Below are 19525 nucleotides of genomic sequence, written 5' to 3'. Positions count from 1 at the left end.
TTGGAAATTAGAGGACAACTGTTCCGCTATCTGCGGCAAAAATGGCCGGTCTTGAAAATTATAGGACAACTGTTCCGTTAATCGAGGAAGACGCTGCTGATTTTCTTTGGTTTTAGGCAAATAAGGTCTCTGGTGTCCACTAATTTTCTAAAGAACGGGCTTTTGGGACGAATAAGGTCTCTCATGTTCTCTAATTTTCTACCATCAACCCTTCTAGCTTCGCTTGTGCCAGGCACCAAATCAAAGCCCTTCTCTCCCAAGGGTTCCCAGATGGTGCCAGGCACCAAATCAAAGTCCTTCTCTCCCAAGGGTTCTGGGATGGTGCCAGGCACCAAATCATAGTCCTTCTCTCCCAAGGGTTCTCAGATGGTGCCAGGCACCGAATGATATGGCACTGAATGATAAATAGGAAATTTGGCTTAAGGTTTCAAATTAAAGATTAAGTAGGTTTCGTCGATACAAAGGTGGACAGATCGTTTATAACTGACCGAGGGGGATAGGGAATATGTTCAAGAAATTACAAAGCAAGCTTATGCTTGTAATGGCTCTTATTTTATCTATATCTTTGCTATCTGTAGCTTTTCTTACATATGATCGTGTAAGCGGTACGATGGAGAATAATGTCCAAGCTCAGACACAGGCGAAAGTGGATCAGATGTCCAACCACATCAGCCTTTATCTAACCAGTATCGAACAAACGATGGAAAGGTACAGTCACGATGAAAGGGTCATTTCGGCTCTTAAGTCTTCTAATGCCGATTCAGATAATGAACAAGCGGCATGGGAGACCGTCAAACGGGATTTCGATCAATATTTAGGGATGAATGAAAATATCGCGTACCTATACATAGCTAGTGAAAGCAAGAAAATGAAAATCACTCCAAAAATCGACCTTCCGGATGATTATGATCCGACGTCAAGACCTTGGTACGAAAATGCACTCGAAGACACTTCAAAAGTGATCTGGACAGACCCATATGAGGATGCTGCAACAGGTGACTATGTTTTGACTTCTGCAAAAATTGTAAAGGATCCGAGTTCAGGGAATGTCCTCGGGGCGGTAGCTATGGATATGAACCTTCAAAATCTAGCGAATGTCGTTTCGAATACGAAACTCGACTATGACGGCTACCCGTTCCTATTTGATAAATCCGGACTGGCAATGGTCCATCCAGATTCAAAGGGGAATAATCTTCTTGAAAAAGAGGAACATGTAAAAGCGATGTTCACTTCAAAGAAGAACACGGTGGAAGATAAGGAAGGGGAGCGTTTCGTCAATTTCAACACCATTGATCTGACAGGATGGAAGGTCGGGACTTCCACGCCGGAAGCTGCATTGACGAAGGAAGCAGGAGAGATCCGCAATACGATTTTGTTCATAGCTTTGATCATTATCCTCGTATCGATCGCAGCCAGTTATTTTGTAGCTAAAAGTATTACAAGACCTGTACGGAGCTTGCGAGACGAATTGAATAAGGTGGAATCGGGTGATCTGACGGTCAAGGTACAAAATGACAGTCAAGACGAATTAGGTGATTTGACCAGGCATTTCAACTCGATGATTGATCGAATGCGTGAATTGATCAGAGCAGTCAAAACCTCTTCCTATCAAGTAACTGAATCAGCTGAAGGGCTCAGTGCCGTAGCTGAAGAAACTATCGCTTCAAATGAGGAAGTTACCCGGGCTGTGACTGATATTGCCAAAGGTTCATCCCAGCAAGCCTCTGATGTCGAATCGACACATATACGTGCAGTAGACTTATCGGATGATATTGAAAAGATCAACGAGCAGGTCAATTCCATGATGAATATATCCAAAAATGCCGAGGCAGCAAGCAAGAACGGAATTGATCAGATCAAGACCCTGCGCTTGAAAAATGATGAATCCAATCACGTGTTGACAGCAGTCGAAACGGTCATCAATGATTTGAACAATAAAGTAAAAGAAGTAGAAGAAGTCATTGCCACCATTACAGAAATCTCTGAGAAAACAAACCTATTGGCCCTGAATGCTGGCATTGAAGCAGCAAGAGCAGGGGAAAGCGGAAAGGGATTTGCTGTTGTAGCGAACGAAGTACGGAAGCTGGCAGAACAATCATCAGTGGCAACCGAACGCGTAAAAACCATTCTGAAAGGGATTGAGACTGAATCCAAGCGTGTTGGAAAGGAAATGAACCAGACAAAGGTCATTTCTGGAGAGCAAAGTAAAGTTGTTGAAGGTACCGAAGTGGCCTTTACTTTATTAGGGGAGTCGCTAGGTCAAATGCTTGAATTCATTTCTGAGATTGGAAATGACGTCAAGAGCTTGAACGAGCACAAAGACTCGGTAATGGAAGCAATCCAGAATATCTCAGCCGTAGCTCAACAGGCAGCTGCATCATCAGAAGAGGTGAGTGCTTCCACAGACGAACAACAACGTGCACTTAATACGGTCGGGGAATCAGCGGAAGCATTGAATGCCGCAAGTGGTGAACTCATTGAATTGATCAAACAATTCAAAGTAGAACAAGAAGAAAATCAATAAATATGAATCGGGCTGACTCTTTTTAGGGCAGCCTTTATCTCATTTGAAGAAAAAATACTTTCTTCAGTATAAGTGCAGCTAAAGCCAAAGGAGGCTGTGACAAATGAACTTTGTTCAATAGAAAATCCGAACAATTTGTCCGGATTTTCTTTATTGAGCAATATTTGAAGGTTCCGCTTCGTCCAACATCCTTCGCTTTCCGCGGGCACGGCCTCAGCCTCCTCAGAAAGCACAGACCGCTTTCTTCCGGGGTCTTCGACTGGTGTTGTTCCCGCAGGAGTCTACGGATGTTGCCTACGCTTTTCGTCTATCATTCTATTTTATTGTTCGTCTATACTGAAGAAAGCATTTTTACCAAGTTTTCTTTATTTGCACTTGAGGAAGGATAATAATTGAGCGAAATTCACAAAAAATACGAAAAAAAGCCCGGGTATCATTACCTGATTCCCGGGAAAGCCTCTTGTATTTACTTTTCCACGAAAACATTAAATCATCACTCTTCCTCTGGTGCATCTGTTTGTAACTTTTTCCGCCTTGTTAGATGTTTCTCAACAAGATAAAGCCCGAACATCAATAGGACCAACCCGTTTCCGATGAATTGAAAAACAAGCTGATAGGAGGGTTTAAACTTGAAAAATATCAATACTCCTATATAGAAGACGATGAATGGTACGATGATCAGTCGTTTCGTACTTTTCTTATCAATTATGAAAAAATTCTTCAACCGTTCGTATAAAAGGATGACAACTGCCCAATAAAATAATGAATAGGATAAGCTCAATGAACCACCAGTCGTTTGAACGAACAACGTCGAGAAAATCAGGTGTATGCCTAACAATGTCAGAATGATCATGAAATAGATACAAATATATAGAATCATACGGATCATGAATAAATTCGGGAGCTGATCAAACAATAGACGCTCTTTATAGCGCAGCTGGAGCTTTCCATAAACGAACATGAAGACGATCGTTCCAGCTATGATACCGAATATATAGGAAGACTCTAAATCATAAAGATAGAGACTTGATATGTCTTCGATGGTGAGATCAGAAAAGAATAATCTGCGGATGAATACCAGCAGATATACCATTCCGTATCCAATAAAGAAAATAGAGGCTAACTTGAACCACTGGGGCCCAGTTGTTTCTTTCACTTTCTTTTTTCGATTCTTTCTCTCCTGACGTAATGAAGTCATCTCAGGATCCTCGCTTTCAACATTTCGAACATACGAAAAGAATTTTACAATAAGGCTTTTTTGTAACTAGCCTTACCATTAAAACATTCAGCGTTCAAAGTATACCCAACAACGTTCCATATGAAACAGGGATATATTTTGCGACTAATTTATGACAGTTCGCTTGAGATAGTATACAACGATTAGCAGAACAAGTATAGTGATAATGGTTATAATATGACATTGATTTTATTTTCTTTTACAATGATAAGTATGAAAACAATGTAACGGAGCTACACTAGGCTTTGCTGATGAAAGGTGATTGATGATGACAAAAGTTTTTAACGACCAGTTTTTAAAAGCATGCAGAGGAGCAGAAATATCTCATGTTCCTGTCTGGTACATGAGACAGGCGGGACGTTCACAGCCTGAATACCGGAAAATCAAAGAAAAGTATTCTCTGTTTGAAATTACGCACCGTCCTGAATTATGTGCTGAAGTGACCCGTCTTCCTGTCGAACAGTACAATGTCGATGCGGCAATTTTGTATAAAGATATTATGACACCACTGCCTGCAATCGGTGTTGATGTAGAAATCAAGTCGGGAATTGGTCCAGTCATCGACAATCCGATCCGCTCTTTGGCTGATGTGGAACGTCTTGGGGAAATCGATCCTGCACAAGATGTCCCATATGTATTAGATACAATCAAATTACTCCGTGAACAACTTTCGGTACCATTGATCAGCTTCAGTGGGGCACCTTTTACACTTGCAAGCTATATGATTGAAGGCGGACCATCAAAAAACTACTATAAAACGAAAGCATTCATGTATTCTGAACCGGAAGCGTGGTTCAAATTGATGGACAAGCTTGGTGAAACAGCGATCCGTTATGTAAAATCACAAATCGCTGCGGGAGCCCAAGCAATCCAGATTTTCGATTCATGGGTGGGTACATTGAATGTCGCAGATTACCGCACGTTTATTAAGCCTGTGATGGAAAAGATCTTTACAGAGCTTAAAGAGGAAAATGTACCACTCATCATGTTCGGAGTCGGTGCAAGCCATTTGGCAAACGAATGGAATGACCTTCCTCTTGATGTCGTTGGTCTAGATTGGAGACTGCCGATAAAAGAGGCACGTGCACGCGGCGTCGACAAAACTGTCCAGGGTAATCTTGAGCCAGCATTACTGTTAGCTCCTTGGGATGTGATTGAGGAAAGAACGAAGGAAATCCTTGATCAAGGGACAGAATCATCCAAATTCATTTTCAATCTGGGGCACGGTGTTTTCCCAGAGGTTAATCCAGATACACTAAAAAGACTGACAGCTTTTGTTCACGAATATACTTCGAAATAACCGATAGATGGGGTGAAAGTTTTGACGAATCGAAAAATAGGAGTTCTGGTGATGGCCTATGGCACACCAAGAAGCCCAGAAGAAATCGAATCATACTATACTCATATAAGAAGAGGGAAGAAACCACCCCAAGAAGACCTTCAGGATTTGACCGATCGTTATGAAGCAATCGGTGGTGTTTCTCCGCTTGCGAAAATAACAGATGAACAGAAACAGAAATTAGAACACGAACTGAATGAAATGCATGATGATATTGAGTTCAAAGCTTATCTGGGATTGAAACATATCGATCCGTTTGTGGAAGATGCAGTTCAAGGGATGAAGAGGGACGGGATCCAGGAAGCGATCAGCATCGTCCTGGCACCTCATTATTCAACATTTTCTGTAAAATCCTATAATGGCCGAGCAATTGAAGAGGCAGAACGAATCGGCGGACCGAAAATCTCACCTGTAGATGATTGGTATGCCGAGCCCGGTTATATCAACTATTGGGCAGAACATATCAAAGAAACCTTTAAACAGATTCCAGAAAATGAACACAATCGATCAATTGTCATTTTTTCTGCACACAGTTTACCACAGCGGATCACCCAAATCGGTGATCCTTATCCTGAGCAGCTGCAAGAAACAGCTGACCTGGTTGCGAAAGAAGCAGGACTTCAACATTACACGATCGGCTGGCAGAGTGCAGGTAACACGCCAGAACCATGGATCGGTCCGGATGTTCAGGATCTTACGCAAGATTTATTCGAACAGGAAGGATATAAGCATTTCATTTACTGTCCTGTAGGATTTGTAGCAGAGCATTTAGAGGTATTGTACGATAACGACTACGAATGTAAAGTCGTGACAGATAAACTAGGTGCATCCTATTATCGACCTGAAATGCCGAATGCAAAACCAGAATTCATAGAGACCTTAGCAAGAGTAGTGACGAAAAAGCTGGAAAGCCGGGATTGAGCATGAAACACGTTGTTATAGTCGGTGGGGGGATTACAGGCCTTTCCGCCGCTTTTTCTTTACAAAACCAAATAGAAGATAAGAATCTTCCAATCAGGGTGACTCTAATCGAAGCAGAAAACCGTTTAGGCGGAAAAATACGCACCGAGTATCATGATGATTTCGTGATCGAACGCGGTCCAGATTCTTATTTGAGCCGAAAAAAAGCGATGACGGATCTTATTGAAAGCCTCGGGCTCGACTATGATCTTGTAAACAATCATGCAGGGCAAGCATACATTCTTCACGGTACAAACCTCCATCCGATGCCGGAAGGGGCAGTAATGGGCGTACCGACGGAAATCAGTCCATTCTTATCGAGTGGATTGTTCTCATTAAAAGGAAAAGCACGCGCCGGGATGGATCTTGTCTTACCTAAAAGCCGTCACAAAGGTGATCAGTCTGTTGGTGCCTTCTTCAAACGACGACTTGGTGATGAGGTAGTTGAAAACTTGATTGAACCTCTCTTGTCTGGTGTTTATGCAGGAAATATCGATAAAATCAGTTTAGAGTCGACATTCCCTCAATTTCAGGATATCGAATCACAGTACCGAAGCTTGATATTGGGAATGAAGCAAACCAAGCCAAAGAAAAGTGAAAAATCTTCTAAGGGTGCCTTCTTGACTTTGAAAAAGGGGCTGTCTTCTTTAGTGAAAGCACTGGAAGATTCCATTACGAGTCGAGTGGAGTTGAAAATCGGCAAAACAGTGGATAGGTTGAACAAATCCGGTAGTGGATACTCACTGCAACTTTCTGATGGGTCACAAATTGAGGCTGATGAAGTCATCATGACGGTGCCGGCTAGGAAAGCAGCTGAATTTTTCAACGATGAAATTAAAGAACTGATCGGTGAAGTTCCTGCTACGTCAGTAGCGACAATTGCGATGGCTTTTCCTGAGTCAGCAATCCCTGGGTCGTTTGATGGAACAGGGTTTGTCATATCCAAGAAATCACCGTTTACAATTACGGCCTGTACATGGACAAACCTGAAATGGCCGCATACCACACCAGCAGGATACATCTTGTTAAGGTGTTATGTGGGTAGGGAGCATGATCAAGCGATAGTAGATGAATCTGATGAAACCATCCTTTCGAAAACATTGACAGACTTGCAAAAAATCATGAAGATCGAGGCGAAACCGGAGTTTTATTACGTCACTCGATGGAAGAAAGCGATGCCGCAATATCTTGTCGGGCATCTTGAACGGAAAAAACAATTGCATGAACGAATGGAAAAACACTATCCCGGAATACAGATCACCGGAGCATCTCTGGATGGAATCGGGCTGCCGGATTGTGTAATCGCTGGAGAAAATGCAGCAGACAAAGTGATCAAGTCTTTGACAGAAAAGGATTAAGGCTATAATTCACTGTATAGATGCTTCAACAAGAAAAACAAAAGTTTATAAAAAGAAGGCTGACGTAATGATGTCAGCCTTTTTTGGTGTCAGACGGGTTCTCTGCTATAATGACAAAGAAACGTCGTAACGTCTTAATTAGAGGGAAATAGAATGGCCGAATTACTAAAACCGATCTTTGTTAACATTTCAATTATTGTTTCATTAACCTTCATTGCGAATCTAATCTATCCGTTCAATGCAAAAGGTGGGACGTCTTTTAAACAAAAGTTGTTCTTCGGGATCATCAGTTCAATAGCTGCACTTAGCTGCATGTATTACCCGATTGATGGCTTTAGGTCGACCGTTTTCGACCTACGGACAGTACCTTTGATCGTCGTGACCCTTTATGCGGGGCTGGTTCCCGGTGCGATGTGCAGTCTGGTGATCATTTTTAGCCGTCTAAGCATCGGTGGTGAATACGCCTGGGTCGGTGTGCTGATTACGATGGTTGCGCTTTTGACCGGCTTCGCTTACTCGCAATTGTTCAATGAAGCACTTAAGAAATGGAAGCCTGGATTGCTTGCTGGGTTTTTATTCTTTCTTTTTTATGTTCTCATCCTTACTATTTATGTCGATTTTTTACCCGGCCGGTTCTATCTGATTTATTTCATTGCTTTCTATTCGACTTATTTTCTATTGATTTTCTTAATTGACAGGTTGATAAGGATCAATTTTCAGTTGGAAGAGACGATATATTTGGGAAAGCTTTCAGTAGTCGGTCAAATGGCAGCGTCAATTGCACATGAAATTCGTAACCCTCTTACGACTGTCCGCGGAATGATCCAATTCCTATCCCTTCATACGGAAGACCGGCAGTTGAAACAGCATGCTCCTTTGATGATTGATGAACTGGACAGGAGCAATACAATCATTTCAGATTATCTTTCATTAGTGAAACCGAGTGAAATGAAACTAAGTGAGGTCAACTTGAAAGAAGTTGTTGAGAATATTACCCACTTGCTATCTCCGTTAGGTGCTTTCAATAATGTAATTATCAAATCAGAACTTTCGAAACCGTTTTATGTGAAAGCCGATGAACAACAGTTGAAACAATGCTTGATCAACTTGATAAAAAATGGGATTGAGGCAATCGATGGGGGCGGCATGATTTATGTAAGATGCCAACAGAATACTTCCGATTACGTCGATCTGATGATAGTAGATACCGGTAAAGGAATGACCCAGGAAGAACTGGAAAAGGTGGGCCTCCCATTCTATACGACAAAAACTAAAGGAACAGGGTTAGGGACGATGATTACCTATCGTTTAGTCAATAATATGAAGGGATCGATTTTTTACACCAGTGTTCCGGATGAAGGGACAACTGTTACCGTCAAACTTCCTCTTGCTACAGAAAGTAAGAAATGATAAGCCAGGGAACGAGCCATTGAAGCTCGTTTCTTTTTTGAAAATAGGACTCTGTTATTATCACCATTCATGGAAACAATTCTTTTTTGTTTCATCTGTTCCTATGCAGGCTTCATTGGGACAGTAAAGCAGGAAAAAACGACGAACCTGTCCCGAAACGAGCATTTACGGGACAACACAAGACTGAAAAAGCCGCGGACCTGTCCCGAAACGAGCTTAAATTAAGAAAACAAAAGAGAAAAGTAGGAGCAATCTGCAAGTCTCCCCAGCTACTTACCCAATACTAAACAACTATATTTCCACCATCATAATAATGGACTTATGAAACATAACAATACTTGTCTAAAAAACTTTCCTAAAATAACAAAAACACAAAAATGTCAAGCCTTTATTTTTACAAAATACGGTAATATAGTATTATTATAGATTGAGAATTTTTGTTAGGAAAGGTAATGATGGATGAAAGTATTTTTTGGTTTATGTGTTTCTTTAGTCCTTTTACTCACAAGTTGCTCACTTCATTCTGTTGCACCAATAGAGGTTGAAGTTGATCCTCCTACCAAGAGACAATCCCAGAAACAGACGAATGATAAATCCACTAACCAACCTACTACTAAAATATCCGAAAAATCTATAAAAACAGCTGAAGCAATAGTCAACCCAATCACAATTTCCTTTACAGGCGACATCCTTTTGGATAGTCGAGTTGGAGCAGCAATCGATCAACATGGTGTAGATTATCCCTATCAATCTGTAAAACACATACTTCAGAAATCAGATATTACAATAGGGAATCTTGAAACTTCCGTATCGACACGAGGAACCCCTGAAGAAAAACTATTTGCTTTCCGTTCGAAGCCGGAAACACTGAAAGGTCTTGCAGATGCAGGATATGATATGGTAAGCATCGCTAACAACCATACCCTTGATTACGGTACAGAAGCCTTATTTGATACGATGGATCATTTGAAAAATTATGGGATAGGGTATAGCGGTGCAGGAAAGAACGAAGAAGAAGCCTTTACAGCTTATTACAAGACAGTGAATGGAAAGAAAGTCGCCATTCTTGGCCTTAGCAGGGTACTACCATATGCGGATTGGGCTGCCCAACCCAATCGACCCGGAATCGCTTCTGCATATACATATGAGCCGATGATGAAATATGTAAAGAAAGCTGTTGAAAATTCCGACCATGCGATTGTATATATCCATTGGAATAAAGAAAGAGCAGATTACCCTGAAGACTATGCCCGAGAAATGGCTCGGAAGTTCATCGATGCAGGTGTTTCTGCAATAATCGGCAGCCATAGCCATTCATTAATGGGGATCGAATACTATGATGGGGCTCCGATTTTTTATAGTCTAGGGAACTTTGTCTTTACTCAATCTAAAAGCCCTAAAGGTCAAGAGACGATGATTGTCAATCTCTCTTTTGACGATGACGAGGTTAAGCCTCATATTATTCCAGCTAAAATCATCAACTATCAACCAACGTTGATGGATGATGCATATAACCAATCGATTATCAATAAACTTAACCAACTATCTTATAATGCTCGCATCGATCAAAATGGAAAAGTTGAATCTGAGGAATAGAAGGAGGGACTGACATTGAGTCAGCCCCTCTTTTATATTTAAGAAAGTATTAAATACTTTCTTTCCTCTAATCATACAAATCTACTATTTTAGTTTAATCGTTATCTTCAGTTTCATCTGAACTGTTGCTGGAGCTGCTGGAGGCAGAGGTATCTTCAGAACTGTCATCACTAGTGTCATCATCACCACTGGACCCGTCATCACCCCCGGAGCCGTCGTCACCCCCGGATCCGTCGTCACCCCCGGATCCGTCGTCACCCCCGGACCCGTCATCACCACCGGATCCGTCATCACCACCGGATCCATCGTCATCACCCGATCCATCGTCATCACCGGAGCCGTCGTCACCACCGGATCCATCATCATCACCGGAGCCGTCGTCACCACCGGATCCATCATCATCACCGGATCCGTCGTCACCACCAGATCCATCATCACCACCGGACCCGTCGTCATCACCGGACCCGTCATCACCGCCGGACCCTTCTTCTGAATCCTCATCTTCATTTCCCTCTGAGGGGTCTTCATCGGAGTCTTCCTTTTTCTTATCTTTATCTTCTTTACTATCATCGTCTTTCTTAGGCGGTTTGTATGCACTTGGGATGTCGGTTCCTTTTACGAACAGTTCTGTAGTGGTACTTGATGAAGGTGTATGGCTTGAAGCTTTTTGTCCATTCCGTTCATCGATCTTCACTTCCTCTACAGTTGAAGGCTTTACAAAATCCTCTGTTGTAGTATTCTTTGAAACATGGGACACGACTTGTTTGAACAGTAGTTTGGCAATATCCGAGTCTCTCTTTGTTACATATTGTTCAGCTGATGTTTGTTCATAACCGGTCCATACTGCAGCGGTATATTGTGTTGTGTAGCCGACAAACCATGAATCTGTGGAACCCTCTTTAATTCCCTCAGGAGGATTGGTAGTGCCGGTTTTACCAGCTAACGGCAACCCTTCGATGTTAGCGAGGGTACCGGTTCCTTCACGGACTACATCCTTCAACATATCCGTGACCATGTATGCGGTGTATTGATTCATAGCCTTTTGTGCTTTTGTTTCGAACTCTTTCGTTTCACCTGTCGGATAGGTGATTTTTGTCACAGTGTACGGTTGATTGTACATCCCCTGGTTTCCGAAGGCAGCATATGCACCGGCCATTTGAAGAGGTGACACACCATCGTTATCGCCGAATCCGCCAATTGCATAGGAAGGATAGGCATGTTCAAGAGTAACGCCGACATTCTCAGCGAATTTCTTGGCGCGATCTCCGCCAACCTCCATGAAGGCTTTGATTGCAGGGATATTATACGACTTTACGAGTGCCTCCCTCATCGATAACATGCCATGGAACTTATCGTCATAGTTCTTGAATTCTTTGCCATTGATTTCGAGTTCATCATCTTCAATCTGATGATACGTTGACCATTTTTCAAATTCAATTGCGGGTCCATAGTCTAAAATCGGCTTGATCGTTGAACCAGGTTGACGTTTGATATCGGTCGCATAGTTGTACCCGCGTTTGATATCTTGTTCCTCAGGATTTCGATTACCACCGATTGCCCGGATTGCTCCTGTCTTCGTATCCAGGAGCACGATCCCGGCTTTGAAATCTTCATTCGGATAAGGGATCACATCATTTCCAGTCATCATTTTTTCAGTATAGGATTGAGCTTCAGGATCAAGAGTCGTATAAATCTTCAAACCGCCTGTATAGAGTTCGCTTTCATTGTATCCTTTTTTGAGTAATTCTTCGATGACATGGTCGACAAAAGCCTGGTATCCTTTATTTTCAGGTTTCTTATAGAGGATTTCTTCTAACTTTGTGGCGTTCGCCTTTTTTTCTTCTGTTTTTGAGATGTATCCTTGTTTTTTCATTGATGAAAGTACGATACTTCTTCTCTCAAGTGCATTTTCTGGATGTTTGATCGGGTCATACCCATTAGGTCTTTGGGGCAGTCCAGCAAGAAGGGCAGCTTCTGCGACGGTCAATTCTTCGACACTTTTACCGAAATATACATCTGCAGCCGCTCCTAGACCATAGGCACCATTTCCGAAGTAGATCCGGTTGAGGTACATTTCCAAAATCTGATCTTTTGAGTACTTCCGTTCCAATTTTACAGCTAAATAGGCTTCTTGAATCTTTCGCTTGATCGTCTTTTCCGGAGATAAATATGTATTTTTCACGACTTGTTGGGTGATTGTACTACCACCTTCAGAACCCCAGCCTTCTTTCAGGTTAGCTAGAGCTGCACCGCCGATCCTCTTGAGATCCAACCCGAAGTGCTCTCTAAATCGTGTATCCTCTATTGCGATGAATGCTTGCTTGACGTGTTGGGGTACATTCTCGATGTTGATTGGAATTCGATGCTCACTACCTGCAAGCTCTGTGATTTTCTCTCCATTCATATCGTAAATCGTAGAGGAGTTGGCATACTTCAATTCTTTTTCTGTTAAATCCGGAGCATCTTGAATAAAGGCGAGCCCAGTCACTCCGCCTGCGACTAATATAAGTAAAAAGACGAGGAAGGTCGCTAGAAATACTTTAAAATATCCTTTTTGATTCTTCGATTGTCTTGCTTCTTTCTTGTTTTGAAAACGGGACATGATTGACACGACCTTTCTTTTTGAAAAAATAAAAGTATTGATTTGAAAGTACCCGTCAAATTCCAATTATAAACATTGGTGGAAATTGTCTGATTGTTTTGAAGAAAAAGCCTTGTTCGTTTTCAAAGTTGATTTTCAAGCATCCCGGTGAAAGGTGACGGCCACGAGAGACAGAAGCAGTTCTGCATTTTTTTTTTATGATATGGTGTCCCTGATCTCCTCTGAAGGTTTTTCTGGAGTGGAATATTGCGAAGAAAAACCGATGATTAAAGTGAGAATCGTGTTTATTTATGAGAAGAGAGGGTAATCTAAAATGATGATCGTTAGAAGGGGGAACATGCATGATCGAGTTCAAACAAGTCAGTAAGACCTTCCCAGATGGATTCCAAGCGTTGAAAAACATCAACCTTCATATCAATAAGGGAGAGCTGGTGACGTTGATCGGCCCGAGTGGGTGCGGAAAAACGACAACAATGAAAATGATCAATCGCTTATTGGAACCAAGCAGCGGGGAGATCCATGTGGATGGAAAGAATATCAAAGATCAAAATCCTGTCCAACTTAGAAGAAATATCGGCTATGTTATCCAGCAAATCGGTCTATTTCCTCATATGACCATAGAAGATAATGTGGCACTTGTACCGAAAATGAAAGGATGGTCTAAGGATAAATACATACATCGAGTAGATGAACTTTTGGACCTTGTCGGACTTGAGCCCAAGGTATTTAAAAAACGCTATCCTTCTGAATTGAGCGGTGGCCAACAACAGCGTATCGGGGTAATAAGAGCCTTGGCTGCTGAACCGCCTGTCGTACTCATGGATGAACCGTTCAGTGCATTGGACCCTATCAGTCGGGAGCAATTGCAGGATGAACTTGTAGCGTTACAGGATAACATCCACAAGACGATCGTATTTGTCACTCATGATATGGATGAAGCCCTGAAGATCGCAGATAGGATAGCGATCATGGATAGTGGTGAAATCATTCAATTGGATACACCAGATCAAATACTGAGACATCCTGCCAATCAATTCGTGGAAGATTTTATTGGAGAAGAACGGATGAGTAAAGAAATTGGCGGGAAGACAGCGAAATCCTTGATGCTCTCCAAAGTTGCGACTGTCAAACCGAACAGAGGGCTTGCAGAAGCCTTGCAAATCATGAAAACGTATTCGGTCGACAGTCTGATGGTTACGAGCGGTAAAGGAATACTTGAAGGTGTTTTGGAGCTTTCCGTTTTAGAAGCGCATTATGGTGATGAAACCAAAAAGGTTGAAAACATCATGTCACAAGTTTCGCATTCTGTAACAGCCGAAACCGTTTATACTGACATTGCAGAAATCTTCGCAAAACATCAGGTCAAGACCATCCCAGTACTTGAAGAAGGAAAGTTAGCGGGCTTGATCACAAAATCAAGCATGATGAGAGGACTTGCCGGAATGAAACAAACCGTATAGAAATGAGGTATTTCATTGGACTGGAACAGTTTTATAAACACATTCATTAATAGATGGCCGACTATTCTTACGGCGCTTGAAGAACATTTATATCTCTCGTTCGTTTCGATTCTGATAGGAATTTTGATTTCCGTACCATTGGGGATCATTATCTCCAGATTAAAAAAAATCGCAGAAATCGTCATCGGGATCACAGCGATTTTCCAAACCATCCCAAGCTTAGCCTTATTCGGATTTCTCCTTCCCGTTTTTGGGATAGGGAGCACGCCGGCAATCATTGCATTGATGGTCTATGCACTTTTACCGATTTTAAGAAATACATACACAGGGATCGTTGGTGTTGACGATGCTTTGATCCAGGCTGGTAAAGGAATGGGAATGACATCGTGGCAAATACTATGGAAAATCGAATTTCCTTTAGCCTTGCCTGTCATCATGGCAGGGATCCGAACAGCAACCGTATTGACGATCGGAGTTGCTACACTGGCAACCTTTATTGGAGCTGGTGGTTTAGGAGATGTCATCTACAGAGGTTTAAGTACATTGAATAACGAGCTTGTTTTAGCAGGTGCGATCCCAGCTGCATTGCTTGCAATCTTTTTTGATTCGATTTTGAAAGGTATTGAACGGATCGTTACGCCAAAAGGGCTTAAAAAACAAGACTAGGAGGATATCATGTTGAAAAAGACATTGTTACCGATTTTACTATTGATGTTGATTGTTTCTGGTTGTGGAGGCGGAGGAGCTGGAGGTGATACCCTCGTCATCTCAGGTAAGAAATGGACAGAGCAATATATCCTTCCTCATTTGATGGCTGAATATATCAAAGGCAACACGGATTATGATGTACAAGTGAAAGAGGGTCTTGGTGAAGTTGATGTATTGACAAAGGCGATGGAAAGCGGAGATATCGACATGTATGTCGAGTACTCCGGTACTGGATACCTGGCGGTGTTGAAAGAAAAGTACAATCCTGATCAATCCCCTGAGGAAGTATATGAAGCGACAAAAAAGGGATATAAGAAAGAAAAGGATATCGTATGGCTGCCCCCGCTAGGGTTCGAAAACAACTATGGGTTAGCGATGACGGAAGAAACCTATAATCAATTAGGTGTTAAAACAACGTCAGAACTAGCGGGAAAATCTGAAGACCTTGTTTTCGCGGCACCACCGGAATTTTATGAACGGCCGGATGGATACGATCCATATGTAGAAACTTACGATTTTAACTTCAAAAGTAAGGAAAGTCTGGATCCGAACTTGATGTATAATGCAGTCAAGGATGGGGAGGTCGATCTCATCACGGCGTTCACCACAGACGGACGAATCGAACGCTTTAATTTGAAAGTATTGGAGGATGACAAGAACTTCTTCCCACCATATTATGCTGCTCCAGTGATCCGACAGGAAGCGTTGGATAAATTCCCTGAAGTCGAAAAAGTGATGAAGAAATTGGAAGGAAAGATTTCTTCAGAAGAAATGGCTGAAATGAATGCGAAGGTAGACATCGATAACGAAGATCCAAAACAAGTCGCAATCGACTTCCTGAAACAAAAAGGGTTGATTGACTAAGCTGACATCAACGGCTTGTAACACATTTGAAAAATGGCTGATCCCAAACAACGATTTTCATCAATGTTTGGGTCAGCCTTTTTGTTTTTTCTTTTATCACTAAAACGGACACCAGAGCCGTTATTTTGGCCAAAAATGCGGTGTATAAGAATTTAGCGGACACCAGAGGTGTTATTTGTGAACAAAAGAGCTGATTTCATATGATTTTAACGAAATAAGAGCTCTGGTGTCCGTTAATTTTTTAGAATGACCGATTTTACATAAAATAAGGGCTCCTGTGTCCGCTAAGGTTCTCCTCTCTCCTGTTCGGTGCCAGGCACCAAACGAGAACCCCTGGTACAGCTGGATTGTTGAGCGGTGCCAGGCACCAAGGGGGAACCCCTGATACAGCTGGATTGTAGAAAGGTGGTACATTGGAATGGTGCCGCGGAAGAGGGGTTTGTCTACTGATTATAGGGTATGGGGTAAATCGTTGGTACTATGATATTAAGAATAGGACCTATTTAACATTTCTATCTATTGCTTGATTGTTTTGATTAAGAAATTCCTCGAAAATTGTAATTGAAAGAAAAATTAGACAATTACTTTATTTTGGGGAGGCAACACGTATGAAGAGACTCAGTTCAATTATTCTAAGCACAGCTTTGATTATTGGATTGTTTTTTGCAGCTCAATCCAATCACCAGGCGCAGGCATCTTCGATCGAGGTTGATGATGCTCTTGCGAATGTGCTGAGTGCAGCGGGTAACCAGTTCATCGTCGAAGCGGTTATCACGTATGACACAATGCCGTCAGCTGAAGAAATTGAAGAACTTGAAGGTTTTGGTCTGACAACGAAAACGTTCAAGAATCTGCCGATGGTCGCCATCCAAGGTACAAAATTAGAGGTAGATTCATTACTTTCATCAGCTATTGATGCGGTTTCGATTTTTTATAATAAAGATCTTGAGTATAAACTCCGTGATAGTCGCCAATTGATTGGTGCAGAACAGGTATGGAATGACCTGGGCTATACAGGTAAAGGAACTACAGTAGCTGTCATCGATAGTGGGATAGATGCGACTCATCCTGATTTGCCACTTGGAGACAAGGTCGTCCAAAACGTAAAATTCTTAGTAGGGGATAGCTTGTTCTCAGACGGATCCGAGGCACTTTATTTAGAGAATGTAGCGAATACCGATACATCTTCTGGTCATGGAACCCACGTTGCAGGTACGATTGCAGGGAATGGTACATCAAGTGATGGTCTATATACAGGTGTAGCTCCTGATGCGAAGCTTGTCGGACTTGGTACTGGGGAAGCGATCAGTGTACTCTGGGCGCTTGAAGCTTTTGATTATGTCTTAGAAAACCAGGATGAATACGGGATCGATGTCATCAGCAACAGCTGGGGTACTACAGGGGAATATTCTCCGAATGACCCGATCAATGTAGCGAGTAAGGCAGCCTATGATGCTGGAATGGTTGTGGCTTTTGCAGCTGGAAATGAAGGCCCCGATAACGATACACTGAATCCTTATTCTGCTGCACCTTGGGTCATCTCAGTAGCTGCAGGAACAAAGGACAAACAATTAGCTGATTTTTCTTCTAGAGGGATTCCAGGAGATGAGCTCATCCACCCCGATATTACAGCACCAGGTGTTGATATTGTTGCAGCGAAATCATCTACAGGATTAGTGATGAACCTACTTGGCACGACGACAGACATCACATATATCGACCCAGCACACCTTCCGTATTACACGACAGCAAGCGGCACAAGCATGGCAACGCCTCATATCTCTGGAGTTGCAGCATTGATGCTTGAAGCCAACCCGGATTTGACAGCGGATGAAGTATTCAACGTAATGATCAATACCGCTGATCCGATGGCGGGGTACGAACTTCATGAAGTAGGTGCAGGTTACGTTAACGCGTATGAAGCTGTTCTTTCAGTTTCTAGATAATAGTTGATAATTGCTTGAGAGGATGTCCAATAAGTTCCTTAAATGAAAAAGCAACGAGGAAAAGGGTGTTCGTTTTCCTTCGTTGCTTTTTCGTTGAATCAGAATCATTGGTTGTGGAGGAACGGATCACCGCCACTTTCAATAGATTGTGGACATTCGCCACTTGATAACCCTGGCTACTAGTTCATCAATTTAGAGATAAATTAGGAGTTGTAGAAATAATTCCGGAGTTTTAGAGATAAATTCATAGTTGTAGAGATAATTGTAAAATTGCAGCGTTTTGGTCCGAGTTGTAGAGATAAACGTATTTGGCAGATCAAAATAGCGTCATCAACCTACTATTTCCTCTTTATCTAAGTGAGGCTGTCCAAAAAGTGTCTGACTCTCTCCGAAATTAACATCTTTTCACGAAAAATCATGGTTCTGATTCAAAATGTTGTATTGGAGGTGTCTGACACTATTCTTTTTAGACAGACCCTTTTTCTTATGAAAATCTCGATTAGAAAAATAAGGAAAACAGTAGGGCTAAATATCCATTTGTCAGTGCAAACCACCAACACCCGACATAATTTGCAATATTTAATAGAAAAGTATTAATAGTGGAAATCGAAAGGGGGTGAAGTATGTGCGAATTCAAACCCTGATTGTTAAAGGGCTTATTGCGGGAGCATGTCTGTTGGTTCCATCTGAAGTTCTGGCGAACGAGAATGGAAAACCAGATGAATTATCTGAGCCTCCAGTAGAGGCAGATAATCCAGCAGAAGAACGGAAAAATGAAAACGCTTTAAAAAACACTGATAATAATAATCGGCAAAATGAAAATGCAGAACGTAATGGAAAACTGGAGTTACCAGAACAAGCCAAAGCGGATCCTGACAATGTCGATCAACCTCACGAAAAAGGGAAACCGGTGCATGCGAATAAGGATGCAAGAGATAAGTCAGTAAATGGGAACGGTGTTTCTAAGATAAAGAAAGAAACGAATGAACCAAGCCAGGACACTGATCAACCCGGAACCTCAGTACATAATGACCGTGGTGAAGACCTTATCCCTTTAAAAGATGCATCTTCTTCTGAACGAATACAGAAGGGAGATGGACAATATCCACTAAAAGAGAAGCTGAATTCCAGCAACAAATCTACTGATGACAAACAAACAATTGCAGTTAGAGATGCAGCAAAGTCCAAATCTAATCAGCAGCCATTGCCACAAGATGAAAGTCCAGCCGATACTCCATTTGTGATACCTTCACAAACCGGATATCAACTATCCAAACAAAATCAACATAAAGATGGATCTTCTAACACATCTGGAAATGGTTCTCTTTTCTATGTTTTATCTTTTTCAGGGACAGGTCCATTGGTCACACTTGATCGTGATTTCTTAGCTGAACATCGCAGAGAACATAATCAGTGGATCAATGCACCGCCTTCACCACCGCCAAAATCCAGCCTTCTTCCTCATGCTGTTTGATAAAAAAACGACAAAACGAAAAATGAGAAGAAGAAGGAGAGATTTTT

General features: G+C 42.0%; 14 protein-coding genes and 1 pseudogene. 12 read left to right on the top strand and 3 right to left on the bottom strand.

Going from position 1 to position 19525, the window contains the following annotated elements; genetic code table 11:
• Positions 1-77 precede the first annotated feature (77 nt).
• On the bottom strand, positions 78-335 hold the full coding sequence (locus N8M93_RS05290) for a hypothetical protein (RefSeq protein WP_261130167.1): 258 nt from the start codon (positions 333-335) through the stop codon (positions 78-80).
• Between the two features lie 170 nt (positions 336-505).
• Here N8M93_RS05290 and N8M93_RS22855 point away from each other — a divergent pair.
• Positions 506-1567, top strand: a pseudogene (locus N8M93_RS22855) (cache and HAMP domain-containing protein); the annotation flags it as partial.
• Complete coding sequence (locus tag N8M93_RS22850; protein ID WP_396125374.1) at positions 1559-2524, top strand: methyl-accepting chemotaxis protein; 966 nt, start codon at positions 1559-1561, stop codon at positions 2522-2524. The pseudogene N8M93_RS22855 and the gene N8M93_RS22850, both read left to right, overlap by 9 nt.
• A 493-nt stretch (positions 2525-3017) precedes the next feature.
• On the opposite strand, the gene N8M93_RS05280 is transcribed toward N8M93_RS22850, so the two are convergent.
• Complete coding sequence (locus N8M93_RS05280; protein ID WP_261130165.1) at positions 3018-3722, bottom strand: hypothetical protein; 705 nt, start codon at positions 3720-3722, stop codon at positions 3018-3020.
• 307 nt (positions 3723-4029) lie between these two features.
• Between N8M93_RS05280 and hemE the strand changes: the two genes are divergently transcribed.
• The 5 genes from hemE to N8M93_RS05255 all read left to right on the top strand — a co-directional run bounded on the left by hemE (position 4030) and on the right by N8M93_RS05255 (position 10424).
• Positions 4030-5061, top strand: a complete 1032-nt coding sequence (gene hemE / locus N8M93_RS05275) for a uroporphyrinogen decarboxylase (RefSeq protein WP_396125369.1) — start codon at positions 4030-4032, stop codon at positions 5059-5061.
• A gap of 21 nt (positions 5062-5082) precedes the next feature.
• Positions 5083-6021, top strand: a complete 939-nt coding sequence (gene hemH, locus N8M93_RS05270) for a ferrochelatase (RefSeq protein ID WP_261130163.1) — start codon at positions 5083-5085, stop codon at positions 6019-6021.
• Between the two features lie 2 nt (positions 6022-6023).
• Complete coding sequence (gene hemY / locus N8M93_RS05265) at positions 6024-7418, top strand: protoporphyrinogen oxidase (protein ID WP_261130162.1); 1395 nt, start codon at positions 6024-6026, stop codon at positions 7416-7418.
• Positions 7419-7571: 153 nt separating this feature from the next.
• Complete coding sequence (locus N8M93_RS05260) at positions 7572-8828, top strand: ATP-binding protein (RefSeq protein ID WP_261130161.1); 1257 nt, start codon at positions 7572-7574, stop codon at positions 8826-8828.
• 459 nt (positions 8829-9287) lie between these two features.
• Complete coding sequence (locus N8M93_RS05255) at positions 9288-10424, top strand: CapA family protein (RefSeq protein WP_261130160.1); 1137 nt, start codon at positions 9288-9290, stop codon at positions 10422-10424.
• A gap of 94 nt (positions 10425-10518) precedes the next feature.
• On the opposite strand, the gene N8M93_RS05250 is transcribed toward N8M93_RS05255, so the two are convergent.
• Positions 10519-13026: a transglycosylase domain-containing protein gene (locus tag N8M93_RS05250; RefSeq protein WP_261130159.1), complete on the bottom strand. Its 2508-nt coding sequence runs from the start codon at positions 13024-13026 to the stop codon at positions 10519-10521.
• 341 nt (positions 13027-13367) lie between these two features.
• On the opposite strand from N8M93_RS05250, the gene N8M93_RS05245 reads away from it, so the two are divergent.
• The 5 genes from N8M93_RS05245 (at position 13368) to N8M93_RS05225 (ending at position 19478) form a co-directional block, all read left to right on the top strand.
• Entirely contained in the window at positions 13368-14486 is a 1119-nt protein-coding gene (locus tag N8M93_RS05245) for an ABC transporter ATP-binding protein (protein ID WP_261130158.1), read from the top strand.
• Positions 14487-14501: 15 nt separating this feature from the next.
• A complete protein-coding gene (locus tag N8M93_RS05240; RefSeq protein ID WP_314728263.1) occupies positions 14502-15152 on the top strand; it encodes an ABC transporter permease in 651 nt (216 codons plus the stop codon).
• 9 nt (positions 15153-15161) lie between these two features.
• Positions 15162-16058 carry a glycine betaine ABC transporter substrate-binding protein gene (locus N8M93_RS05235; protein WP_261130157.1) on the top strand — a complete coding sequence of 299 codons (897 nt, stop codon included), beginning with the start codon at positions 15162-15164 and terminating at the stop codon, positions 16056-16058.
• Positions 16059-16666: 608 nt separating this feature from the next.
• Complete coding sequence (locus N8M93_RS05230; RefSeq protein WP_261130156.1) at positions 16667-18004, top strand: S8 family serine peptidase; 1338 nt, start codon at positions 16667-16669, stop codon at positions 18002-18004.
• A gap of 625 nt (positions 18005-18629) precedes the next feature.
• Positions 18630-19478: a hypothetical protein gene (locus N8M93_RS05225; protein ID WP_261130155.1), complete on the top strand. Its 849-nt coding sequence runs from the start codon at positions 18630-18632 to the stop codon at positions 19476-19478.
• Positions 19479-19525 lie beyond the last annotated feature (47 nt).

Source organism: Bacillus sp. Marseille-Q3570, assembly GCF_946151055.1.
Classification (GTDB): Bacteria; Bacillota; Bacilli; order Bacillales; family Fictibacillaceae; genus Pseudalkalibacillus.
The sequence above is the reverse complement of the archived record's forward strand: the minus strand, read 5'-3'. Positions and strand labels throughout refer to the sequence as shown.